Source organism: Azonexus caeni, from assembly GCF_048146105.1.
Taxonomy (GTDB): Bacteria; Pseudomonadota; Gammaproteobacteria; order Burkholderiales; family Rhodocyclaceae; genus Azonexus; species Azonexus aromaticus_B.
This window is the reverse complement of record NZ_JBKJAD010000024.1, coordinates 1-23,972: the sequence shown is the minus strand read 5'-3', so window position 1 is coordinate 23,972 and position 23,972 is coordinate 1. Positions and strand designations below refer to the sequence as shown.

Below are 23,972 nucleotides of genomic sequence, written 5' to 3'. Positions count from 1 at the left end.
AGAATAACCACACCTATAGACAGGAAGAGACAATGTCCCGCCATACCAAGATCGTCGCCACCCTCGGCCCCGCCTCGTCGTCTCCGGAAGTCCTGGAGCGCATGGTGCAGGCCGGCATCGATGTCGTCCGCATGAACTTCTCGCACGGCACCGCCGCCGACCACAAGGCCAGGGCCGAAGGCATCCGCGCCGCCGCCGCCAAACACGGCCGCGTCGTCGGCATCCTCGGCGACCTGCAGGGGCCGAAGATCCGTGTCGGCAAGTTCGAGAACAACCGCATCACGCTCACCGCCGACGCCCATTTCATCCTCGACGCCGCCTGCCCGCTCGGCAATCAGGAACGGGTCGGCCTCGACTACAAGGACCTGCCGAAGGACGTCGTCCCCGGCGACATCCTGCTGCTCGACGACGGCCGTCTCAAGCTCACGGTCGAAGCCGTGCGCGGCACCGAAATCCACACCCGCGTGCTGGTCGGCGGTGAGCTATCGAACAACAAGGGGATCAACCGCCAGGGCGGCGGCCTGACCGCGCCGGCGCTGACCGCCAAGGACATGGACGATATCAAGACCGCCGCCGAGATCGGCGTCGATTTCGTCGCCGTCTCCTTCCCCAAGAGCGCCGCCGACATGTACATGGCGCGCCAGTTGCTGCGCGCCGCCGGCAGCGAAGCCGTGCTGATCGCCAAGATCGAACGCGTCGAAGCCGTCGACAACATGGCCGAGATCCTCGATGCCTCGGACGGCGTCATGGTCGCCCGCGGCGACCTCGCGGTCGAAGTCGGCGACGCCGCCGTGCCGGCGCTGCAGAAGAAGATGATCCGCATGGCGCGCGACAAGAACAAGCTGGCGATCACCGCGACGCAGATGATGGAATCGATGATCCATTCGCCGGTGCCAACCCGCGCCGAAGTTTCCGATGTCGCCAACGCCGTCCTCGACGGTACCGACGCGGTGATGCTGTCGGCCGAAACCGCCGCCGGCAAGTACCCGGTCGAGACCGTCGAATCGATGGCACGCATCTGCGTCGAAGCCGAGCGCTCGGCCGAAGTCACGCTCGACCGCGAATTCCTCGACCGCGTGTTCACCCGCATCGACCAGTCGATCGCCATGGCCGCCATCTGGACCGCCCATCACCTCAAGGTCAAGGCGATCGCCGCACTGACCCAGTCCGGGTCGACCGCACTGTGGATGAGCCGGCTCAACTGCGGCGTGCCGATCTACGCGCTGACCCCGGATGCCGCCGCGATCGGCCGCATGGCGCTATACCGCGAAGTCCGTCCGCTGCTCATGCAGCAGCAGCACACCGAGCGCGACCAGTTGCTGGCCGAAGCCGAAGCCCTGCTCATCGAACGCGGCATCGTCGACCGCGGCGACCTGATCGTGCTCACCATCGGCGAACCGATCGGCAGCATCGGCGGCACCAACACACTGAAGATCGTGCGCGTCGGCGAGCATCAGCCGACCCGTCCGTAATAAAATAGCCGGTTAATTCAGCGACCCAACTATCCAGGAGTTCCCATGCCGCTCGTCTCCCTGCGCCAACTGCTCGACCACGCCGCCGAAAACGACTATGGTCTGCCCGCCTTCAACGTCAATAACATGGAGCAGGTCTGGGCCATCATGGAAGCCGCCAGCCAGCTCGATGCGCCGGTCATCATGCAGGCCTCGGCCGGTGCCCGCAAGTACGCCGGCGAACCCTTCCTGCGCCACCAGATCCTGGCCGCGCTCGAAGCCTACCCGCACATCCCCATAGTCATGCACCAGGACCACGGGCAAAGCCCGGCCGTCTGCATGGCGGCGATCAAGTCCGGCTTCTCGTCGGTGATGATGGACGGCTCGCTGGAAGCCGACGGCAAGACCGTCGCCAGCTTCGAATACAACGTCGAAGTCACCCGCAAGGTCACCGAACTGGCGCACAGCATCGGCGTCTCCGTCGAAGGCGAACTGGGCGTGCTCGGCTCGCTGGAAACCATGAAGGGCGACAAGGAAGACGGCCACGGCGCCGAAGGCACGATGACCCGCGAACAACTGCTGACCGACGTCGAGCAAGCCGCCGACTTCGTCCGCCAGACCAACTGCGACGCCCTCGCCATCGCCATCGGCACCAGCCACGGCGCCTACAAGTTCACCAAGAAGCCGACCGGCGACATCCTCGCCATCGACCGCATCGCCGAAATCCACGCCCGCATCCCGAACACCCACCTGGTCATGCACGGCTCCTCCAGCGTGCCGCAGGAACTGCTCGCCGAAATCCGCGAATTCGGCGGCGACATGAAGGAAACCTACGGCGTGCCGGTCGAGGAAATCGTCAAGGGCATCAAGCATGGCGTGCGCAAGGTCAACATCGACACTGACATCCGCCTCGCGATGACCGGCGCCATCCGCCGCTACATGGCCGAAAACCCGGGCAAGTTCGACCCGCGCGACTACCTCAAGCCGGCCCGCGAAGCCGCCAAGAAGATCTGCCTCGCCCGTTTCGAAGCCTTCGGCTGCGCCGGCCAGGCGAGCACGATCAAGCCGGTATCGCTGGACAAGATGGCCGACCGCTACGCCAAGGGCGAGCTGAACCAGATCGTCAGGTAAGCTGTTTTCCCCCGTTTGACCATAACAGCCGCCTGCGGGCGGCTGTTTTTCTGAGCTGGACTCACTCCGTCATTTTCGCGATTGCCTTGACGGCCAGACCGCCACCGGGAACCACGCCGCCGGCCACTTCCGCCCCAAGCTCGAAGAGCATTTCCCGGGTCATCACGCGATCGAGCCGATCCTTGAACCACTGGCCGTTCTCCACGGTTTCCCCAGTCAGACCGTCAACCTCGATCACGCCTCGCCGGTCGGCTGAACTCCAGACGAATTCAAACGCGAAAACCGGTCGAAAATAGAGGTGCAGCTTCTCGAACGCCAGCCGCTCGGAAAAAATGGCGTGCGCATTCATCGCCTCGCCAGTAAGTTTCGCCTGTGCCATCTGTGCCACGGCAGCAAGCGGCACAAGGGGCGTCAGCGCCTCCGGCTTGTCTACAGCGTCGACTTCCTGAAATTTGTATTTACGGATGTAGGCATCAAGCATCGACGGCTTGATATCGCGGCTCAGGCCATCGACATGGCTTTCGAAGTCCAGTTTCCGGTGGCACTTCTCCTGAACATGCAGGTCAATCCTCGCTTTCTCGCCCTGGCGAGTGACCTCGTAATCCTGCTCCAGGATAGTGATCGCCTTGGCATAGGGATTGTGCACTGCCACCGGATAAACCAGTTCGCAGGCATAGTCCACCGCGCGTTGCGCCACCACGTGCCAGAAGGGCTCGTAACGGAGCACCTCCTTCGCCAGCATCACCGTTTCTTCCCGCGGTCGGTTGAGAGGATTGAGTCGGGCCAACATACCGAAAGCACCGAGCTTCTTTTTTTCCGCCTGTTCCTGAGCTGCCCGTAACGGGTAGACCTCGTCGAAGACGAATACCCGGTAAGCGCCTTGCGCTATTTCGATCCTGTTATCCAAATCCGCCCCCTAGCTAGCAATCCTGCGGAAATATTGCATGGATTGGCAAAAAAATACAGGCGAATGCTGGCGCTCGCGCTACTCGCTTTCCGCCAGGCGCAAGGCAACCCGCAAATCAGCAACCAGCGCGTCGCAGTCGGCGGCGCGCAGCGGTTCGCCCTCGTTGTAGCCGTAGGGCACGCAGTACACCGCACAACCGGCGTTGCGGGCGGTTTCGATATCGTGTTTCGAGTCGCCGATGTGCAGGTTGCTCGCCGGTTCGCAGCCGAGCGCCGCGCAAGCATGGAGCAGCGGCGCCGGATGCGGCTTGCGCTGCGGCGTCGTGTCGCCGGAGACGACGGCTGTGAAATAGTGGGCGATGCCGGTGCGTTCGAGCAGGACTTCGGTGAACGCCGCGGGCTTGTTGGTCACCACGGCCAGCGGCAGGCCGGTGGCGTGCCAGGCGGCGAGGCCTTCGCGGACGCCGGGAAAGAACTGCGCCTGGCGCCCGTTGACCGCCGCGTAGTGGCGCTGGAAGGCGGCAATGCCCTGCGCCTGCAGCGCCGGATCGGGCGCCGCTTCCCAGGTCAGGCAGCGTTCGACCAGCACCGCCATGCCACGCCCGACGAAACGCCGGATTTCCGCCTCGCTGCGCGGCGGCTGGCCGAGTTCGGCGAGCATCAGGCGGCAGGCTTCGGCGAGGTCGGCAACGGTGTCGAGCAGGGTGCCGTCGAGGTCGAAGGTGATCGAGCGGAATTTCATGGGCGGTCCTTGAGCGCCGCGCGCAGCGCGGCAATGATCGTATCGTAGCGGTGCGGGTCGTCGTCGCGACCGGCGCCGAATACCGCCGAGCCGGCGACGAAGGCATCGACGCCGGCACAGGCGATCTGCGCAATATTACCCGGATTGACCCCGCCGTCGATCTCGAGACGGATGCGCCGGCAGCTGTCGCGCTCGTAGGCATCGAGCTTGGCTCGTGCCGCGCGCGCCTTGGCCAGCGTGCCGGGGATGAACTTCTGGCCGCCGAAGCCGGGGTTGACGCTCATCAGCAGGACGACGTCGATCTTGTCGAGGACATAGTCGAGATGGTCGAGCGGCGTCGCCGGGTTGAACACCAGGCCGGCCTGGCAGCCGCCATCGCGGATCAGCGCCAGCGTGCGGTCGATGTGCTCGGAGGCTTCCGGGTGGAAGGTGATGAGGTTGGCGCCGGCCTTGACGAAATCGGGGACGATGCGGTCGACCGGCTTGACCATCAGATGCACGTCGATCGGCGCGTCGGTGCACGGGCGGATCGCCTCGCAGACCAGCGGGCCGATGGTCAGGTTGGGGACGTAGTGGTTGTCCATCACGTCGAAGTGGATCCAGTCGGCGCCGGCGGCGATGACGTTGGCCACTTCCTCGCCCAGGCGGGCGAAATTGGCGGAAAGTAGGCTGGGGGCGATGATGAAATCACGGGCGGACATGGTTGCGCTCCAGAAAAACAGGGGAAAAAAAGACCCCGACGAGCGGGGTCGAAACGACGCAAGGGCCGTGCAGAGTTCGGTAATGCGGTTCAGCGATAGGCGGCGGCCATCCTTTCCAGCGACAGCGGCTTGATCTTGCTCGCCTGCCCGGACGAACCGAAGGCTTCGAAACGCAAGCGACAGATGTCGCGGGCGGCCACGACGGCAGCCTTGAGGAAGGCGCGCGGGTCGAATTCTTCCGGTCTTTCGGCCATCGCCTGGCGCATCGCGCCGGTCATCGCCAGCCGGATGTCGGTGTCGATATTGACCTTGCGCACGCCATGGCGGATGCCCTCGACGATTTCCTCGACCGGCACGCCGTAGGTTTCCTTGATCGCCCCGCCGTAGCGGCGGATCACCGCCAGCCATTCCTGCGGCACGCTGCTCGATCCGTGCATCACCAGGTGGGTGTTGGGAATGCGCGCGTGGATCGCCTTGATGCGGTCGATGGCAAGGATCTCGCCGGTCGGCGGCCGGGTAAACTTGTAGGCGCCGTGGCTGGTGCCGATGGCGATGGCCAGGGCATCGACGCCGGTCTTGGCGACGAAGTCGGCCGCCTCTTCCGGGTCGGTCAGCATTTGCGAATGATCGAGCTTGCCGGCGGCGCCGATGCCGTCTTCCTCGCCGGCCTCGCCGGTTTCCAGCGAACCGAGGCAACCGAGTTCGCCTTCGACCGAGACGCCGATCGCGTGCGCCATCTCGACCACCTTGCGCGTGGTGTCGACGTTGTAGGCGTAGCTGGTCGGCGTCTTGCCGTCCTCGCCCAGCGAGCCGTCCATCATCACGCTCGAGAAGCCGCTGCGCATCGACTGCTGGCAGACCGCCGGCGAGGTGCCGTGGTCCTGGTGCAGGCAGACCGGAATCTCCGGGTACTGCTCGATCGCCGCTTCGACCAGCTTCCTCAGGAAGGGCTCGCCGGCATATTTGCGGGCGCCGGCCGAAGCCTGCAGGATCACCGGGCTGTCGCAGGCCGCCGCCGCCTGCATGATGGCGTGGATCTGCTCCATGTTGTTGACGTTGAAGGCGGGCAGGCCGTAATCGTGCTCGGCGGCGTGGTCGAGCAACTGGCGCAGCGAGATCAGAGCCATGCGTTTTCCTTTCGCGGATGGTGGCGGGTCGCCGCCGCTGCGAGCGCGGCGACGGCGGGCAGCGGCTTGCCTTCGAGGAATTCGAGGAAGGCGCCACCGCCGGTGGAGATGTAGTCGATGCGTTCGCCGACGCCGAACTGGCCGATCGCGGCCAGGGTGTCGCCACCGCCGGCCACCGAGAAGGCCGGCGAATCGGCGATGGCTCGGGCCAGCGCCGCGGTGCCGGCAGCGAATTGCGGGAACTCGAAGACGCCGAGCGGCCCGTTCCAGACGATGGTAGCGGCGCCCTGCAGGATGCCGGCAATCTCGCACGCGCTGCGCGGGCCGACGTCGAAGATCATGTCGTCGGCACCGACCGCGTCGACCGGGCGCAAGCTTGCCTCGGCATTGGCCGAGAACTCCCCGGCGACGACGACGTCCTCGGGCAGCGGAACGGACGCGCCGCGCGCCGCCATCATGGCCATGATCGCCCGCGCTTCGTCGAGCAGGTCGGGTTCGGCCAGCGACTTGCCGATCGGCTTGCCGGCGGCGAGCAGGAAGGTGTTGGCGATGCCGCCGCCGACGATCAGGCGGTCGACGCGGGCGGCGAGCGAACGCAGGATGGACAGCTTGGTGGACACCTTGGAACCGCCGACGATCGCCACCAGCGGCCGGCGCGGCGCCTCGAAGGCCTGGCCGAGGGCATCGAGTTCGGCGGCCAGCAGTGGGCCGGCGCAGGCCAGCGGGGCGTAGCGGGCAACGCCGCAGATGCTTGCCTCGGCACGGTGGGCGGCGCCGAAGGCGTCGTTGACATAGACGTCGCAGAGCGCCGCGATGCTTTCGGCGAGCGCCGGATCGTCGGCCTTCTCGCCGACGTTGCCGCGGCAGTTCTCGAGCAGGACGATCTGCCCGGGCTTGACGCTCCAGCCGTCGGCCAGCCAGTTCCTGACCAGCGGCACCGGCCGACCGAGCGCTTCGGCCAGGCGTTCGGCGACCGGCGCCAGGGTGTCGCCCGGTTGCAGCGCGCCCTCCTTCGGACGGCCGAAATGCGAGGTCACCATCACCGCCGCGCCGGCGTCGAGCGCCAGCCGCATCGCCGCCAGCGAGGCGACGATGCGCGTCTCGTCGGTGATCCGGCCGGCGTCGTCGGTCGGCACGTTGAGGTCGGCGCGGATCAGCACCCGCTTGCCGGCAAGGTCGACCTCGGTCATGCGCAGGAAAGTCGTCATCGCCGCCCCCTCAGTGCGCGACATGGCGCGCCAGGCGCAGCATGTTGCAGGTGTAGCCGTACTCGTTGTCGTACCACGAGACGACCTTGACGAAGCTGGGATCGAGCGCGATGCCGGCCTCGGCGTCGAAGATCGACGGTTGCGGGCAGCCGCGAAAATCGGTCGATACCACCGCCTGGTCGGTATAGGCGAGGACGCCCTTGAGCGGTCCGGCGGCGGCTTCGCGCATGGCCGCGCAGATCTCGGCATAGGACGCGCTGCGCGCCAGTTCGACGGTCAGGTCGACCACCGAGACGTCCGGCGTCGGCACCCGGAAGGCCATCCCGGTCAGGCGCCCGGCCAGCGCCGGAATCACCTTGCCGACGGCCTTGGCGGCGCCGGTCGAGGACGGAATGATGTTGTCCAGGATGCCGCGCCCGCCGCGCCAGTCCTTGCCGGACGGACCGTCGACCGTCTTCTGGGTGGCGGTCGCCGCGTGCACCGTGCTCATCAGCCCGCGCTTGATGCCGAAGCGATCGTCGAGCACCTTCGCCACCGGTGCCAGGCAGTTGGTCGTGCACGACGCCGCCGAGAGAATGGGCTGACCGGCGTAGCTGTCGTGATTGACGCCATAGACGAACATCGGCGTGTCGTCCTTCGACGGCGCCGACTGGACAACCTTGCGCGCCCCGGCAGCAAGATGCGCCTGGCAGCTTTCCTGGGTGAGGAAAAAGCCGGTCGCCTCGATCACCAGATCGACGCCGAGTTCGCCCCAGTTCAAGCGGGCCGGGTCGCGCTCGGCGCTGAGCCGGATGCGCCGGCCATCGACCAGCAAGTTATTGCCATCGACGGCGACCTCGCCGCCGAAGCGGCCGTGCACCGAGTCGTGTTTGAGCAGATAGGCGAGGTAGTCGGCATCGAGCAGGTCGTTGATGCCGACCACCTCGAGACCGGAAAACTCGTCTTCCTGGGCGATGGCGCGCAAGGCCATGCGTCCGATACGGCCGAAGCCGTTGATTGCCACCCGTATTGGCATGGGTTGTCTCCTGATTTTGAATGGAAATCGGTGGCGGCCGGGGCGCTCAGAAGTCGCCGTCGCTGCCGCTCTCGCGGGCGATGGTTTCGACGACGACGCTCGCCAGATGGGCGGCGGTCAGCTTGAAATGTTCGTAGAGGACGGGGGCCGGGGCGGAGGCGCCGAAGCTGTCGATACCGACCACTTCGCCGACCAGGCCGACGTACTTGCGCCAGGGATCGGGATGCGCCGCCTCGATGGCGATGCGCACCACGTCCGGCGGCAGCACCGCCTTCTTCCACGCCGTCTTCTGGCGGTCGAAGCGCTCGCAGCAAGGCATCGAGACGACGCGCACGGCGACACCGTGGGCGGCCAGCTCGCGCTGCGCGGCCAGGGCGATGCCGACTTCCGAGCCGGTGGCGAGGATCACCGCCTGCAAGGGGCCGTCGGCGTCGCGCAGGACGTAGCCGCCACGGGCAATCTCTTCGGCCCGAGCGGCGCGGTCGCCGCATTGTTCGAGATTCTGCCGCGACAGGAACAGGGCGCTCGGCCCGTCGCGGCGTTCCAGTGCCTCGGCCCAGGCGACCGCTGTTTCCAGCTCGTCGCAGGGACGCCAGACATCGAGACCGGGGATCAGTCGCAGGCTGCCGACATGCTCGATCGGCTGGTGCGTCGGCCCATCCTCGCCGAGGCCGATGGAATCGTGGGTCAGGACATGGACGACGCGCTGCTGCATCAGCGCGCTCATGCGGATGGCGTTGCGCGAGTAATCGGAGAAGACGGCGAAGGTGCCGCCATAGGGAATCAACCCGCCGTGCAGGGCGACGCCGTTCATGATCGCCGCCATGCCGAATTCGCGCACGCCGTAGGACAGGTAGTTCGGCGTCTTGTCGCCGGCCGCGTGCCAGGCGACGCTGCCTTTGCCGGCGGTCAGGTTGGAGCCGGTGAGGTCGGCCGAACCGCCGAGCAGTTCGGGAACGCGCTCGATCAGGAAATCGAGGCAGTTCTGCGACGACTTGCGGCTGGCGATGCCGCCGGTCTTCGCTGCCGCCTGGGCGAGCAGTTCGGCGCGGATTTCCGGCCAGCCTTCCGGCAGGCCGCCGGCCTGGGTGCGCTCGAACTCGGCGGCCAGCGCCGGATAGGCGGCACGGTAGGCGGCAAAGCGCTGTTGCCATGCGGCCTCCGCCGCCGCGCCGCTGGCGCGGGCGTCCCAGGCGGCGCGCAGCGCCTCGGGAATCTCGAACGGCGCATGCGGCCAGCCGAGCGCGGCGCGGGTGGCGGCAACTTCCGCGGCGCCGAGCGGCGCGCCATGCACGTCGTGGCTGCCGGCCTTGTTCGGCGACCCCCAGCCGATCTGCGTGCGGCAGACGATCAGCGTCGGCCGGCCGCGCGACTGGCGGGCCTCGGCCGTCGCCGCGGCGATGGCAATCGGATCGTGGCCGTCGAGCGGGCCGATGACGTCCCAGCCGTAGGCGCGGAAACGGGCAACGGTGTCGTCGCGGAACCAGCCTGCGACGTGGCCGTCGATGGAAATCCCGTTGTCGTCGTAGAAGGCGACCAGCTTGTCCAGCCCCCAGACACCGGCCAGCGCGCAGGCTTCGTGGCTGATCCCTTCCATCAGACAACCGTCGCCAAGGAAGACCCAGGTGCGGTGATCGACGATGGCGTGGCCGGGACGGTTGTAGCGCTGGGCGAGCAGCTTCTCGGCGAGCGCCATGCCGACCGCGTTGCTGATGCCCTGGCCGAGCGGCCCGGTGGTCGTCTCGACGCCCGGCGTGTGGTGCACTTCCGGATGGCCGGCGGTCTTGCTGCCGAACTGCCGGAAACGCTTGATCTCGGCGAGCGGCAGGTCGTAACCGCTCAGGTGGAGCAAGGCGTAGAGCAGCATCGAGCCGTGCCCGTTCGACAGCACGAAGCGGTCGCGGTCGGCCCACTGCGGGTTGGCGGGGTTGTGGCGCAGATGGTCGCGCCACAGGACTTCGGCAATGTCCGCCATGCCCATCGGCGCGCCGGGGTGGCCGGATTTGGCCTGCTCGACGGCGTCGATGGCGAGGAAGCGCAGGGCGTTCGCCAGGTCGCGGCGGAAGGTGGTGGTCGTCATGTCTCTCTCCATGGCTGAAATTTCCGTCCGTCTCAGGCGCGGCGCTTCTGATCCATCAGGCGCAGGACCATCGGCGTGAAGATCATCTGCATCGCCAGCCCCATCTTGCCGCCGGGCACGACCAGCGTGTTCGGGCGGGTCATCATCGAGCCGTGCAGCATGTTGATCAGGTACTGGAAATCGATCCCTTTCGGGTTGGCGAAGCGGATCACCACCATGCTCTCGTCGGCCGACGGGATGTCGCGAGCGATGAAGGGGTTGGAGGTATCGACGATCGGCACGCGCTGGAAATTGACGTGGGTGCGGCCGAATTGCGAGCAGATGTGGTTCACGTAGTCGGGCATCCGGCGCAGGATGGTGTCGACCACCGCTTCCTGCGAGTAGCCGCGCATCTTCTGGTCGCGGTGCAGTTTCTGGATCCACTCCAGGTTGATGATCGGCACGACGCCGACGCAGAGATCCACCTGGGCGGCGATGTCGATGCCGTCGCCACTCCAGGCGCCGTGCAGGCCTTCGTAGAACATCAGGTCGGTAGCGGCCGGGATGTCCTGCCAGGGCGTGAAGGTGCCGGGCTCCTGCTGCCAGGGCGCGGCCTCGGCGGCGTCGTGCAGGTACTTGCGCACCTTGCCGCTACCGTTTTTGCCGTAGCTCACGAAGAGGTCCTGCAGTTCTTCGAGCAGGTTGGCTTCCGGGCCGAAGTGGCTGAAATTGACGTTGCCCTGCTCCCCCTGCGCCTTCATTTCGGCGCGCATCGACAGCCGGTCGTAGCGATGGAAGGAATCGCCCTCGACGATCTGGGCGTTGATCTTCTCGCGCCGGAAGATGTGCTGGAAACTCTGCATCACCGTGCTGGTGCCGGCGCCGGACGAGCCGGTGATGGCGATGATCGGATGTTTGACGGACATGGCGGGAACTCCGGGAATGAGGAAGACGGTGGGCTAATCGCGGAACAGCGAACGTTCGGCGAACAGCGGCGAGGCGTAGGGACGGTCGGTGCCGGCGTCGAACTCCTGGTGGTAACGTTCGAGCCGTTCGACTTCCTCGCGCGAGCCGAGGATCACCGGCACGCGCTGGTGCAGCGCTTCCGGCGCGACGTCGAGAATGCGCTCGCGGCCGGTGCTGGCGGCGCCGCCGGCCTGCTCGATCAGCATCGCCATCGGGTTGGCTTCGTAGAGCAGGCGCAAGCGCCCGGGCTTCGACGGATCCTTGCTGTCCTTGGGATACATGAAGATGCCGCCGCGCATCAGGATGCGATGCACTTCGGCAACCATCGAGGCGATCCAGCGCATGTTGAAATCGGCACCCCGCACGCCGGTCTTCCCTGCCTTGCACTCGGCGACGTAGCGCTGCACCGGCGGCTCCCAGAAACGCTCGTTCGAGGTATTGATGGCGAACTCGCGGGTGGCCTCCGGCACGCGGATGTCGGGATGGGTGAGGATGAAGTTGCCGCTCTCGCGGTCCAGCGTGAAGGCATGCGTGCCGGTGCGGACGCTCAGCACCAGCATGGTCGCCGGGCCGTAGATGGCGTAGCCGGCAGCCACCTGTTCGGCGCCCGGGCGCAGGAAGTCGGCCAGCGTCGCGTCGCCGGCCTGCGGCCGCTGCAGGATCGAGAAGATGGTACCGACCGAGACGTTGACGTCGCTGTTCGACGAGCCGTCGAGCGGGTCGAAGACCAGCAGGTAGCGACCGCGCGGATAGCTTTCGGGAATCGGACAGGGTTCGTCCATCTCCTCCGACGCCATGCCGGCGAGCTGGCCGCCCCATTCGCAGTGGCGCAGGATGGCCTCGTTGGCCAGGACGTCGATCTTCTTCTGCTCTTCGCCCTGCACGTTGGTCGTTGCCGCCGATCCGGAGAACCCGGACAGCGCTCCCTTGCCGACCAGCGCCGAGATACCCTTGACCGCCGCCGCGACGTCGATCAGCAGGGCGCCCATGTCGCTGTGCTGGCCGCGGGTGTGCTCGATGACGAACTTCGACAGCGTGGTGCGTCCGAATAGCATGATGTCTCCAGTCATTGGTTTGTTACCGTGTTGGAGCTCAAGATAAGTTACTTGTGAATTAAGGCCTAGTCAGTATTTTTTAATTTATTCATAAATCATTGCTGATTAAACAAGTCTGAGCCCTGGGTTCAGGATTCCTGACTGGCGATCGCGCGGCCGCCGCACTATCTTGGCGAGCATGCAAACCGAACCCGCCCTGATCTTCGATGTCGATGGCACGCTCGCCGAAACCGAGCGTGACGGCCACCTGCCGGCGTTCAACGCCGCCTTTGCCGAATTCGGTCTACCCTGGGTCTGGGACGCCCGTCTCTATGGCGAACTGCTGGCAGTCACCGGCGGCAAGGAACGGATCCGGCATTTCGCCGGACGTTACGATCCGCGGCGGGCGGCCGCGGCGGATTTCGGGGAACTGGTGCAGCAACTGCATCGGGCGAAGACCGCGCACTATGTGCGCAGCGTCGCCGCCGGCGCCATTCCGTTGCGCCCCGGCGTCGCCGAGCTGATCGGTGCGGCGCGGGCCGCCGGCTGGCGGCTGGCGATCGCGACGACGACCGCACCGGAGAATGTGGACGCGCTGTTGCGTGCCAGTCTGGCGCCGGACGCTGCCGGCTGGTTCGAGGTGATCGGCGCTGGCGACGTCGTGCCGGCCAAGAAGCCGGCGCCCGACATCTACGACTGGGTGCGCGAGCGCCTGGGCCTGCCGGCCGCCGCCTGTCTCGCCATCGAGGATTCGGCCAACGGCCTGGACGCGGCGCGCACTGCCGGCCTGCGCTGTCTGGTCTGCCGTGGCGAATATTCGCGCGACCAGGACTTCAGCGCTGCCTGGCGGGTGGTCGACAGCCTGGAAGGCATCGCCCCGAAGGACCTGTTTCCCCCTGCACCATGAAAAACGCCGGGAAATCCCGGCGCCGGCAGATCAGTGATACGCCTTCTTCGAGGCCAGCTTCAAAGCCATGAAGCAGGCCAGGCCGAAGATGGCGACGGCAAAGCCGACACCGACGAGGGACAGTTGGTCCATGTGATACCCCGCAGTAGGTAATTTGATCGGAGCGGTTTTGTTTCCCGTCACGCCGGAAAGTTCCCGGGATTCACCGCACGGATCGTAAATTTTTGCTGAACACCCCGGTAAAAATACGTGACTGTTATTTATCTTTCGCCCTTCCTAATATTCGCTCCATCGCCGCAGCAAACCGCACAACCACACACGGAGACAAGACGATGGACCAATCGAACCGCTACGCCGACCTCAGCCTCAGGGAAGACGACCTGATCGCCGGCGGCCGCCACATCCTCTGCGCCTACAAGATGAAGCCGAAGGCCGGTTACGGTTACCTGGAGGCTGCCGCGCACTTCGCTGCCGAGTCGTCGACCGGCACCAACGTCGAGGTGTGCACCACCGACGAATTCACCAAGGGCGTCGACGCGCTGGTCTATCACATCGACGAAGCCGGCGAAGAGATGCGCATCGCCTATCCGCTCGACCTCTTCGACCGCAACGTGGTCGATGGCCGGATGATGATCGTCTCCTTCCTGACGCTGACCATCGGCAACAACCAGGGCATGGGCGACATCGAGTACGCCAAGATGTACGACTTCTACGTGCCGCGCCGCGCCATCGAGCTGTTGGACGGCCCGGCCAAGGATATTTCCGACCTCTGGCGCATCCTCGGCCGGCCGGTCGTCGATGGCGGCTACATCGCCGGCACCATCATCAAGCCCAAGCTCGGCCTGCGCCCCGAACCGTTCGCCGCCGCCGCCTACCAGTTCTGGCTCGGCGGCGACTTCATCAAGAACGACGAACCGCAGGGCAACCAGGTCTTCGCGCCGATGAAGAAGGTCATGCCCCTGGTGTACGACGCGATGAAGCGGGCGATGGACGAAACCGGCGAGGCCAAGATCTTCTCCGCCAACATCACCGCCGACTACCACGGCGAAATGATCGCGCGCGGCGAGTACATCCTCGAAACCTTCGGCCCGGACGCCGACAAGGTCGCCTTCCTGGTCGACGGTTACGTCGGCGGCCCGGGCATGGTCACCACCGCCCGCCGCTATTTCCCGGGCCAGTACCTGCATTACCACCGCGCCGGCCACGGCGCCGTCACCAGCCCGCAGAGCAAGCGCGGCTACACCGCCTACGTGCTGGCCAAGATGAGCCGCCTGCAGGGCGCTTCCGGCATCCACGTCGGCACCATGGGCTACGGCAAGATGGAAGGCGACAAGGACGACCGCGCCATCGCCTACATCATCGAGCGCGACAGCTACAGCGGCCCGGCCTACCACCAAGAGTGGTACGGCATGAAGCCGACGACGCCGATCATCTCCGGCGGCATGAACGCCCTGCGCCTGCCTGGCTTCTTCGAGAATCTCGGCCACGGCAACGTGATCAACACGGCGGGCGGCGGTTCCTACGGCCACATCGACAGTCCGGCCGCCGGCGCCAAGTCGCTGCGCCAGGCCTACGAATGCTGGAAGGCCAAGGCCGACCCGATCGAATGGGCGAAGGAACACCCGGAATTCGCCCGCGCCTTCGTCTCCTTCCCGAACGATGCCGACAAGATCTATCCCGGCTGGCGGGAAAAGCTCGGCGTCCATAAGTAAGCATTCACCAACCCCGCTTTGGCGGGGTTTTTTCACCCCAGCCGCAAAGGAAGCCCGCCATGCCCACCGCCGACGACTTCCGGGTTCGCCAGGAACCCTTCTACCAGCCGCAAGACAAGGAAATCGAACTGTACGAAGCGGCCTACGCCGCGCGCCTGCCGGTCATGCTGAAAGGGCCGACCGGCTGCGGCAAGTCGCGCTTCGTCGAACACATGGCCTGGAAGCTGGGCAAGCCGTTGATCACGGTGGCCTGCAACGAGGACATGACGGCCGCCGACCTGGTCGGCCGCTTCCTGCTCGACGCCGGCGGCACCCGCTGGCAGGACGGCCCGCTGACGCTGGCGGCGCGCCTCGGCGCCATCTGCTACCTCGACGAGATCGTCGAGGCGCGCCAGGACACGCTGGTCGTCATCCACCCTCTGACCGATCACCGGCGCACGCTGCCGCTCGACAAGAAGGGCGAGCTGGTGGCGGCACATCCCGACTTCCAGTTGGTGATTTCCTACAACCCGGGCTACCAGAGCCTGATGAAGGACCTCAAGCAATCGACCAAGCAGCGCTTTGCCGCCTTCCAGTTCGACTACCCGGACAGCACGCTGGAAACCGCCATCGTCTGCAGCGAGAGCGGCATTGCCGCCGACCTCGCCGGGCGTCTCGTCGAACTCGCCCAGGTCGGCCGGCGGCTGAAGGGGCACGGCCTCGACGAAGGCATCTCGACCCGCCTGATCGTCTATGCGGCCAGGCTGATCGGCCAGGGCACCGCGCCGGCCGACGCCTGCCGGATGGCGATGGTGCGCCCGATCACCGACGACCCGGACATCATCGACAGTCTCGACCACGCCATCGGCGCGATTTTCGGTTGATCGCCATGGCCGTCCCCGGCATCCGCCAAGTGGCCGACGCCCGCCAGCGGCTGATGGCCAACCCTGAAGCGCAGGCAGCCTGGGCCACGCTCGACTGTGGTTTTGCCAGTGTCGCCGACGTCTTCGACGACTGTTACGCGGCATCGAAGCAAGCGCTCACCGACGCCGAACTCCCTGCCTTTCTTGAAACCGCCCGCCGGCTCGGCAAGCTGGGCCGGGGCGCCGAACCGCCGCTCGCCTTTCTCGAAGGCTGGCCGCGCGTGGTGGCGACGATCCCCCAGGACGAGGCTTTGCCGCTGCTCATCGAGACCATCGGCGAGCTGCAGAAATCGCCCAACGGCCTGGCCCTGACGCCGCTGCTGCAAACCCTGGGCGGCGTCGCCGAACGCCTGCGCAGCGCACCCGCCCTCGAACATTACCTGCGCCTGGCGCGCGATCTGGCGGCGCGCACCTCGGGCTCGATCCACGGCCGCCAGGTCACCCAGGCGAGCCCGGCGCTGCCCGAATTCCTGCGCGTCGCACCGCAGCTCCTCGCCCTGGTCCCGCTGGCCGGCGTCCGGCGCTGGCTGGAAGACGGCATTCGTCTGAGCGGCGAGCACCCGGAGCGCCTGCGCGAGTATTTCGCGCTGCGCTCGCCGGAAAGCCGCGCCCTGCTCCAGCAACAGCGCGCCGGCACCCTGTTCGCCGACGTCGAGCGCCGCCTCGTTCTCAGCCAGCAGGGTCTGTGGCAGGACGACAGCCTGCTCGTTCCGTACTCGACCGCCTTCGTCGAGGCACGCCTGCAGCCCTACCTGGCCGCCGACGGCATGCGCCTGCCGGACGTCCTTGAAGCGAGCGCCGGTGTCTCCGGCAGCGACCGCTACCGGGCGATGCTCGCGCACCTGAGCGGCCACCACCGCTGGAGCACGCCGCTCGTCGCCGACAACTGGAGCCCGCTGCAACGCCTGAGCGTCGAGGCTTTCGAGGATGCCCGCATCGACGCGTTGATCGTCCACAGCTATCCGGGCCTGCGCCGGATTCTGCTGGCGCTCCATCCGATACCAGCCGCCGACGCCTGCGACCCGGCCCGCGAGAATACTTTGCGCCACCGCCTGACGCGCCTGTCGCGCGCCTGCATCGACCGCGATTACCGTGACCCGGACCCACTGATCGGCGAGTTCACCGCCCGTTTCGCCGCCCAGTTGGCGGAAAGCAAAGCCTCGACCCGGGCGATGGCAGAACTGGCGCTCGCCTACGCCACCCGCAGCCGGCTGCCCAGCGACCAGTTCGCCCAGGTGCATTTCGCCGACACCGAGGTCGATTACCGCGACGACAACCGCCATCTGTGGACCTTCATCGAAGCCGGCGACGAGGAGGAATCCTTCACCCCGCCGCCGCGCAGCGCCGCCCCCGAAACGAGCGGCCTGCCACCCCGCCACTACCCGGAATGGGACGCCGCCAGCCAGAGCTACCGGCCGGACTGGACGGCGGTCTACGAAGCCCTGCACCCGGCCGGGCGCGCCGCCGACATCGATGCGCTGCTTGCCCGCCACGCGCTACTCGCCCGCCGCCTCAAGCGCCTGCTCGACCTGGTCAAGCCGCAGGCCAGGGTGCGCGAGCGCTACCGCGAAAACGGCAGCGAACTCGACCTCGACGTCGCCATCGACGCCCTCGTCGACTGGCAGAGCGGGCGCCTGCCCGAAGCCCGGATCGAAATCAGCCAGCGCACCGCTGGCCGCGACATCAGCGTGCTCCTGCTGCTCGACCTCTCGCAATCGCTCAACGCCACACTGCCGGGCAGCGGGCAGCGCGTGCTCGACACCGCGCGCGAGGCGGTCGCCCTGCTCGCCTGGGCCATCGACCAGCTTGGCGACGCCTGCGCCATCGCCGGTTTCCACTCGAACACCCGGCACGAGGTCCGCTACCACCACCTCAAGGGCTTCTCGGAGGCCTGGGACGACACGGTCAAAGCGCGGCTGGCCGCCGTCGAGGCCGGCTGGTCGACGCGCATGGGCGCCGCCCTGCGCCACGGCGGCCGCCTGCTCGCCGCCCGGCGCAGCGAGAAACGCCTGCTGCTCGTCCTGACCGACGGCGAGCCGGCCGACATCGACGTCAGCGACCCCGACTACCTGCTCGCCGATACGCGCCAGGCGGTCTCCGAACTGGCCGCCAGCGGCATCGACTGCTTCTGCCTGAGCCTCGACCCCAAGGCCGACGCCTACGTCGGGAAAATCTTCGGCCAGCGCTGGCGGGTGCTCGACCGGATCGAGCAGTTGCCCGAGCAATTGCCGCTGATCTACCTCAACCTGACCCGTTGACGCTGGCCGATGCGACGCCTAGAGTTAAGCGATTCCGAATTTTTCATCGCTCCAGTTCAGAAAAACATGAACTTCGTTCGCAACCTGACCCTGCGCCAACTGCAGATCTTCGTCGTCGCCGCCCGCCACCTGAGCTACGCCCGCGCCGCCGAGGAACTGCACCTGACGCCGCCGGCCGTGTCGATGCAACTCAAGCAGCTCGAAGACAACGTCGGCCTGCCGCTGTTCGAACGCATGGGCCGCGGCGTCGCGCTGACCGGCGCCGGTGAGCTGCTGGTCCATCACGCGCTACGCATCCTGGGCGAGATCAAGGACGCCGAAGCCAGCCTGCAGGCGCTGAATGGCGCCGAAAGCGGCCAGATTTCGGTCGGTCTGGTCAGCACCGCCAAGTATTTCATGCCGCGCCTGCTCGCCAAGTTCGCCCACCAACACCCCGGCGTCGATGTCCAGTTCAGCGTCGGCAACCGCCAGGCGCTCTTGCAGAAGCTGCAGGACAACGCCATCGACCTGGCGATCATGGGCCGCATTCCGCAGGAAATCGACGCGCACGGTGAGCCGATGGCCTGCCACCCCTACGTCCTTATCGCCCCGGCCGACCATCCGCTGCGCGACGCCCGCCGCTTCGAGATGCACGAACTGCGACACGAGACCTTCCTGCTGCGCGAGGAAGGCTCGGGCTCGCGGCGCGTTGCCGAGGAAATGTTCAAGAACCACCTGTTCACCCCGGCGCGGACGATCAGCATGGGCAGTAACGAAACCATCAAGCAGGCGGTGATGGCCGGCATGGGCGTCAGCCTGCTGTCGCTGCACACCTTGCCGCTGGAACTCAAGACCCACGCCCTGTGCCTGCTCGACGTCGTAGGCACACCGATCGAACGCACCTGGTACGTGGTCAACATGAGCGCCAAGCGCCTGATGCCGGCCGCCGCCAAATTCCGCGCTTTCCTGCTCGATGAAACGGCACCGGCCCTGATCCAGGAATTCGACCATCACCTGCTGAATCTGGAACGCCAGCCCTGCCCGTATGACGTCGGCGGCAAGGGATAAACCGGAGACGACGGAGTCCCGAGCGGTAACGGGTTTCTTTGGAGCGATATCGGAGCACAAAGACGGCACTTTGCTCAACGCACCGACAGAAACGAAAAAAGCCTTGATAAATCAAGGCTTTTCGTAGATTCTTTGGTCGGAGTGACATGATTCGAACATGCGACCCCTGCGTCCCGAACGCAGTGCTCTACCAGGCTGAGCTACACTCCGATGTGCTTTGCGAAACCTAGTGATTTCGCTCAACAGCTAAGAAGGTCAATTCTAGCAGAGCTTTTTTATAAAGAGAATCCCCCAGCAGCGAAATTGCTGCTCTGGCCTGCTCCGCTTCCTTTGCCGCCCGGGCCCGGGTGTGTTCCAAAGCCCCACTCTGCTGGATAGCCTGGAGCACTTCCGGGAACGCATCGCGTCCACCTTCCTCGATCGCCTTGCGAACACAGGCGGCGTGTTCCGGGGTGCCGTGCTGCATCGCGTGGATCAGCGGCAAAGTCGGCTTGCCTTCAGCCAGGTCGTCACCGAGATGTTTGCCGGTATCCGCTTCCTGGCCGGAATAGTCGAGCACGTCGTCCACCAGTTGGAAAGCCGTCCCCAGATGCATGCCGTAAGACGCCAGGGCTGCCTCGACGACGGGCTCCGCATCGCCGATGATACCGCCGAGGCGAGCGGCGGCTTCGAACAGCTTGGCCGTCTTGTAGTGGATGACCTGCATGTAGCGCTCTTCATCGACGTCGGCGTCGTGGCAGTTCATCAACTGCAACACTTCGCCCTCGGCGATGATGTTGGTGGCGTCGGAAAGGACCTGCATGACGCGCATGTTGTCGACTGCCACCATCATCTGGAAAGCACGCGAATAGAGGAAGTCTCCGACCAGAACGCTGGCTGCGTTGCCAAAGGCAGCATTGGCGGTTTGCCGACCGCGTCGCAGTTCGGATTCGTCGACCACATCGTCATGCAGCAGCGTCGCCGTGTGGATGAACTCGACAACGGCCGCCAGTTCATGGTGGTGCGTGCCTTGATATCCCATCGCCCCGGCAGTCAGCAGCACCAGTGCCGGGCGCATGCGCTTGCCGCCACTGTTGATGATGTATTCGGCGACTTGGCGAACCAGTACGACGTCGGAGTAGAGGCGCTCTCGAATCACCGCGTCGACGGCTTTCATGTCGGGCCCGATCAGGGCATAAAGCTGTTCCAGGGTCACGATGCGTTATCTCGAGGCGAAGCCCGAAATCTTAGGGGGCCACCACTGGGCAGTCAAGGTCAATCGGCGGCGTCTTCTCCCTATCCGGACGGGGGTTTGCTAAACTCCTCGGATCGATTGGTGTTGGCACAGGGAGCCCGGAAATGGATATTCGCGCAGTAATCTCGCCGACGGTTCACGACCGTGAAGCGCTGGAAGAATTCGCCGATGCGCTCACCGACCGGGCGCCCGAAGTCGAGCGCGACGTCGCCCGCCTGAAAAAGTCGCAAGGCGACCGCGAAATCACCGCCGATCTCTTCCGCGCCATCCACAACATCAAGGGCGATGCGGCTCTGTGCAAGTTCGATTTGGGCATCGCCATCGCTCATCCGATCGAATCGATGATGTCGCGTTTCCGCGAGGGAGAAATCGGCTTCTCTGACTTGCTCGCCGAAACCATATTACTGGCGATCGACCGCCTGGAACTGGCGACCGATGCCGTACTCAACCGCAAGCCGCTGGAAAGTTTGCGCCTGCTGGATCTGGTGCAGGGACTGGAGAAAATTTCTCGCGCCAGCGGCGAGCGTGTCGACGCGGATTGCGCCGAACTGATCGAAGCGGTTACCGGTTTTCCGCCGGTGATCAGCAGCATGAGCGGCAAGTCGCCGAAGACCGCGATTCCCAAGTCCGAACACGCCAATGTCAGCAACGACCTGCATTTCTTCCGTTCGCTGGCTACCCAGTTCGAGAGCCGCTCCCCGCTGTTCAAGGGAAGAACGATGCGGGTGCTGCGACTGGCGCTGGAAACCAACCGGACCGCGGGCAATCCGATCGACCCTTTGCAACTGGAGGCTGCGGTCTACATGCACGATATCGGCATGATGCTGCTCCCCGAAGAAAACTGGCTCAAGGTCGGCAAGCTGAGCGAGAGTGACAAGGCGCAGTTGCGCAACCACCCTGGCTACGCCGCCGGCCTGCTGCAACGCATGGCAGGCTGGGAAACGGCCGCCGAAATCGTCGCCCAGCATCACGAAATGCCAGGCGGCGCCGGCTATCCGCAAGGTTTGAATAGCGAAAGCATCTGTCCAGGCGCCAAGATCCTTGCCATCGTCGATGCTTTTGAAGCGGTCATGCTCAAGCACATCCATCGAGGCAAAAATCGCTCGGTGCTGCGGGCGATCGCCGAAATCAACGCCTGCGACAAACAGTTCGCACCGGAATGGATCGCGCCTTTCAATGCCGTGATCCGCAAGACCATCGAGAGCTGATGACGAGCCCCGACGTTGAACGCCGCTTTTCCGGCGTTGCCAGACTTTATGGTGAGGCGGCCTATCGCCGCCTGCAAGCGGCGCACGTCTGCGTCGTCGGTATCGGCGGAGTCGGCTCCTGGTGCGCCGAGGCCCTAGCCAGAACGGGCATCGGCCGGCTGACGCTGATCGACCTCGACATGGTTGCCGAATCGAACACCAATCGCCAGATTCATGCGCTTGGCGACATCTATGGCAAAGCCAAGGTTGACGCCATGGCCGAGCGTATCTACGGCATCAACCCCGCATGTCAGGTCCGCACCATCGAGGATTTTGTCACTGAGGAAAACGTCAGACGCTTGCTCGGCGACGGCTTCGATTTCGTCATCGACGCCATTGATCAGGCTCGCGTGAAGGTCGCCATCGCCAGTTACTGCCGCCAGTGTGGGCAGGCACTCATCATGGCGGGCGCCGCAGGTGGGCAACTCGACCCAACCAGGGTCCGGATTGCCGATCTCGCCCAGACCGTCCAGGACCCGCTGCTCGCCAAAGTCCGTTCCGCACTACGCCGCCACCATGGCTTCCCGCGACAGGGCAAGCTTGGCGTTACCGCGATCTACTCCGACGAAGCGCTGCGCTACCCCGAAACCCGCCCAAGTTGCGACGGCCCGTCGCCCAGCGGATTGAATTGCGCAGGTTTCGGATCCAGCGTCTGTGTAACCTCCGCCTTCGGCATGGCGGCAGCAAGCCACGCCATCCGCCAGATCGGCAGCACCTGAGTAAGCCCCGGGCGGGACTGACCAATAAAGTGCTCCGATAGACCGCGAAGATCGTTTCCCCTTGAAACGATAGTGGACAATACAGGAGCCAGTTCACCGGCAGCGGCATCATCCGGAGGCGTCCAAGCAGGCGGTGGTGCCCCGCATCGTTGGCAGGCGAGACAGGACGTCCTTCAGATAGAGGAAGGAATCGTGGTCGTTGAGCTTGGCGGACTGGATCAGGCTCATGATGGCGGCAGCCCGCTTGCCGGCACGCAGGCTGCCGGCGAATAGCCAGTTCTTCCGGCCCGTGGCAATCGGGCGGATGCGGTTCTCGATCCAGTTGTTGTCGATCGGTACCTGACGTCGTCGGCGTAATGAACGAGCGCGGTCCAGCGTTTGAGGCTGTAATCGATCGCCTTGGCCGTCGATGATCCGTTGGGCACCTGCAATCAGTGCCGGGGCAGCCAATCGTGGAATTCATCGAGAATCGGTTTGGCCTGCGCCTGACGGATTCGTCGCCGTTCGTCCGGGCTCCGTTCGGCAACTTCCCGCTCCACCTGGTAGAGCCCCTGGATGTAGGCCAGCGCCTGTTCGGCAATCTGGCTCTGGTTGCTGGCGTGCAGGTCGAAGAATTTTCGGCGCGCATGCGCCATGCAACCCGCTTCGGTCACGCCGCCGGCGATCGGGGCCTTGTAGCCCGCGTAGTCGTCGCAGACGAGTGTGCCGCGCCAGGTGTCGAGAAATTCCTGGGCATGCTTGCCGGCCCGGCTGTCGGCGAAATCGTAGATGACGGCCTTGATCGGCTCGAAGGCGCCGATGCTGTATAGGCCCGATGCGTCTTGCCGGCGCCGGGGTCGAGCATTGCCACCGGGTTTTCGTCGGCATGCAGCACCGGGCAGGTCAGCATCTCGGCCTTCAGGGCATCGACCAGGGGTTGCAGGGTGACGCCCATCCGTATGGAGAGCCACAAGGCATCGACCCGGATCATCGCAGCCAGTTGATCAGCCAGGCGGCACAATCGCCGGCGGCCTGGGCCGGCCAGTCGAGCTTGATCGCCGTGTTGCCTCGCTGGATCTCGATCCGGATATCGCGCGATGGCGCTTCGGCCGCTGCCAGCGGCAACGGCACGAACGCCGGCGCCATCCCCGATGCGACCTCTTTGACGGGCACCGGCACGCGTCGGCGGGGTGGTTCAATGGCGCGATCCCGCAACCAGCGTCGAACCAAGTTGGCATTGACGCCGTTGGCCAGGGCAATTCCGGCCACCGCGGCGCCTGGCTCGCAGCAGGCTTCCACCACCGCATGCTTGAACGCCTCCGGGTGATGCCGCCGCCGGCGAATTGGCTTCTGTATTTCCATTGATAGTGTCCACCATCGCTTTTAAGGGGACACTATCTTCGCGGTCTATCGGAGCAATTTGTAGGTGGGGTTGCCGGGGGCTTACGGTTCGCCGTGGGCTTAGCGCTTACTACCGCTTACCGTTGATTTACGTTGTAAACGGCAAAAGGCCCCGCCTAGAGAACTAGGGGGGGTCTTTTGGAATGGGAGCCTGGCGGTGACCTACTTTCGCGAGCGAGGTGCTCACTATCATCGGCGCGATTCTGTTTCACGGTCCTGTTCGGGA

20 protein-coding genes, 1 tRNA gene and 1 pseudogene are annotated in these 23,972 nt (G+C 65.5%); 9 read left to right on the top strand and 13 right to left on the bottom strand.

Going from position 1 to position 23,972, the window contains the following annotated elements:
- Positions 1-32 precede the first annotated feature (32 nt).
- Positions 33-1,472, top strand: coding sequence for a pyruvate kinase (gene pyk, locus ACLIIZ_RS17885; protein ID WP_416694320.1), 1,440 nt, complete (start codon positions 33-35; stop codon positions 1,470-1,472).
- 45 nt (positions 1,473-1,517) lie between these two features.
- A complete protein-coding gene (gene fba / locus ACLIIZ_RS17880; RefSeq protein ID WP_416694318.1) occupies positions 1,518-2,582 on the top strand; it encodes a class II fructose-bisphosphate aldolase in 1,065 nt (354 codons plus the stop codon).
- Between the two features lie 61 nt (positions 2,583-2,643).
- Here the strand turns inward: fba (ACLIIZ_RS17880) and ACLIIZ_RS17875 are convergent, their stop codons facing one another.
- The 9 genes from ACLIIZ_RS17875 to ACLIIZ_RS17835 all read right to left on the bottom strand — a co-directional run bounded on the left by ACLIIZ_RS17875 (position 2,644) and on the right by ACLIIZ_RS17835 (position 12,361).
- Positions 2,644-3,489 carry a hypothetical protein gene (locus tag ACLIIZ_RS17875; protein WP_416694316.1) on the bottom strand — a complete coding sequence of 282 codons (846 nt, stop codon included), beginning with the start codon at positions 3,487-3,489 and terminating at the stop codon, positions 2,644-2,646.
- Positions 3,490-3,567: 78 nt separating this feature from the next.
- Positions 3,568-4,230 (bottom strand): phosphoglycolate phosphatase, encoded by a 663-nt coding sequence (locus ACLIIZ_RS17870; protein WP_416694314.1) that lies wholly within the window; start codon positions 4,228-4,230, stop codon positions 3,568-3,570.
- Positions 4,227-4,931, bottom strand: a complete 705-nt coding sequence (gene rpe, locus ACLIIZ_RS17865) for a ribulose-phosphate 3-epimerase (protein ID WP_416694312.1) — start codon at positions 4,929-4,931, stop codon at positions 4,227-4,229. The genes ACLIIZ_RS17870 and rpe overlap by 4 nt, the downstream gene beginning before the upstream one ends.
- An 89-nt stretch (positions 4,932-5,020) precedes the next feature.
- Positions 5,021-6,058 (bottom strand): class II fructose-bisphosphate aldolase, encoded by a 1,038-nt coding sequence (gene fba, locus ACLIIZ_RS17860; protein WP_416694310.1) that lies wholly within the window; start codon positions 6,056-6,058, stop codon positions 5,021-5,023.
- Positions 6,049-7,266: a phosphoglycerate kinase gene (locus ACLIIZ_RS17855; RefSeq protein ID WP_416694308.1), complete on the bottom strand. Its 1,218-nt coding sequence runs from the start codon at positions 7,264-7,266 to the stop codon at positions 6,049-6,051. Before ACLIIZ_RS17855 ends, fba (ACLIIZ_RS17860) begins: the two co-directional genes overlap by 10 nt.
- A gap of 10 nt (positions 7,267-7,276) precedes the next feature.
- Entirely contained in the window at positions 7,277-8,281 is a 1,005-nt protein-coding gene (gene gap, locus ACLIIZ_RS17850; protein ID WP_416694306.1) for a type I glyceraldehyde-3-phosphate dehydrogenase, read from the bottom strand.
- A 46-nt stretch (positions 8,282-8,327) separates the two neighbouring features.
- Positions 8,328-10,361 (bottom strand): transketolase, encoded by a 2,034-nt coding sequence (gene tkt, locus ACLIIZ_RS17845; protein ID WP_416694304.1) that lies wholly within the window; start codon positions 10,359-10,361, stop codon positions 8,328-8,330.
- 32 nt (positions 10,362-10,393) lie between these two features.
- A complete protein-coding gene (locus ACLIIZ_RS17840; protein ID WP_416694302.1) occupies positions 10,394-11,266 on the bottom strand; it encodes a phosphoribulokinase in 873 nt (290 codons plus the stop codon).
- Positions 11,267-11,299: 33 nt separating this feature from the next.
- The gene (locus tag ACLIIZ_RS17835; RefSeq protein WP_416694300.1) at positions 11,300-12,361 is read right to left on the bottom strand and encodes a class 1 fructose-bisphosphatase; all 1,062 of its coding nucleotides are present in this window, start codon (positions 12,359-12,361) and stop codon (positions 11,300-11,302) included.
- A 178-nt stretch (positions 12,362-12,539) separates the two neighbouring features.
- Between ACLIIZ_RS17835 and ACLIIZ_RS17830 the strand changes: the two genes are divergently transcribed.
- The 5 genes from ACLIIZ_RS17830 to ACLIIZ_RS17810 all read left to right on the top strand — a co-directional run bounded on the left by ACLIIZ_RS17830 (position 12,540) and on the right by ACLIIZ_RS17810 (position 19,166).
- Complete coding sequence (locus ACLIIZ_RS17830) at positions 12,540-13,247, top strand: HAD family hydrolase (protein ID WP_416694298.1); 708 nt, start codon at positions 12,540-12,542, stop codon at positions 13,245-13,247.
- Between the two features lie 332 nt (positions 13,248-13,579).
- Positions 13,580-14,959 (top strand): ribulose-bisphosphate carboxylase, encoded by a 1,380-nt coding sequence (locus ACLIIZ_RS17825; RefSeq protein WP_416694296.1) that lies wholly within the window; start codon positions 13,580-13,582, stop codon positions 14,957-14,959.
- Positions 14,960-15,018: 59 nt separating this feature from the next.
- Complete coding sequence (locus ACLIIZ_RS17820; RefSeq protein WP_416694294.1) at positions 15,019-15,822, top strand: CbbQ/NirQ/NorQ/GpvN family protein; 804 nt, start codon at positions 15,019-15,021, stop codon at positions 15,820-15,822.
- A 5-nt stretch (positions 15,823-15,827) separates the two neighbouring features.
- Positions 15,828-18,119, top strand: a complete 2,292-nt coding sequence (locus ACLIIZ_RS17815; RefSeq protein WP_416694292.1) for a nitric oxide reductase activation protein NorD — start codon at positions 15,828-15,830, stop codon at positions 18,117-18,119.
- A gap of 66 nt (positions 18,120-18,185) precedes the next feature.
- Positions 18,186-19,166 carry a LysR family transcriptional regulator gene (locus ACLIIZ_RS17810; RefSeq protein WP_416694290.1) on the top strand — a complete coding sequence of 327 codons (981 nt, stop codon included), beginning with the start codon at positions 18,186-18,188 and terminating at the stop codon, positions 19,164-19,166.
- Between the two features lie 133 nt (positions 19,167-19,299).
- Here the strand turns inward: ACLIIZ_RS17810 and ACLIIZ_RS17805 are convergent.
- A tRNA-Pro gene (locus ACLIIZ_RS17805) sits at positions 19,300-19,376 on the bottom strand.
- Between the two features lie 16 nt (positions 19,377-19,392).
- Complete coding sequence (gene ispB / locus ACLIIZ_RS17800) at positions 19,393-20,361, bottom strand: octaprenyl diphosphate synthase (RefSeq protein ID WP_416694288.1); 969 nt, start codon at positions 20,359-20,361, stop codon at positions 19,393-19,395.
- 143 nt (positions 20,362-20,504) lie between these two features.
- On the opposite strand from ispB, the gene ACLIIZ_RS17795 reads away from it, so the two are divergent.
- Both ACLIIZ_RS17795 and ACLIIZ_RS17790 read left to right on the top strand, forming a co-directional pair.
- Complete coding sequence (locus tag ACLIIZ_RS17795) at positions 20,505-21,608, top strand: HD domain-containing phosphohydrolase (RefSeq protein ID WP_416694286.1); 1,104 nt, start codon at positions 20,505-20,507, stop codon at positions 21,606-21,608.
- Positions 21,608-22,366, top strand: a complete 759-nt coding sequence (locus tag ACLIIZ_RS17790) for a tRNA threonylcarbamoyladenosine dehydratase (RefSeq protein WP_416694284.1) — start codon at positions 21,608-21,610, stop codon at positions 22,364-22,366. Before ACLIIZ_RS17795 ends, ACLIIZ_RS17790 begins: the two co-directional genes overlap by 1 nt.
- A 108-nt stretch (positions 22,367-22,474) precedes the next feature.
- Here ACLIIZ_RS17790 and tnpC read toward each other — a convergent pair.
- Together tnpC and ACLIIZ_RS17780 are read right to left on the bottom strand one after the other, a co-directional pair.
- Positions 22,475-23,321 (bottom strand): annotated as a pseudogene (gene tnpC / locus ACLIIZ_RS17785) (IS66 family transposase); the annotation flags it as partial.
- 11 nt (positions 23,322-23,332) lie between these two features.
- Entirely contained in the window at positions 23,333-23,707 is a 375-nt protein-coding gene (locus ACLIIZ_RS17780) for a transposase (RefSeq protein ID WP_416694282.1), read from the bottom strand.
- Between the last annotated feature and the right edge of the window lie 265 nt (positions 23,708-23,972).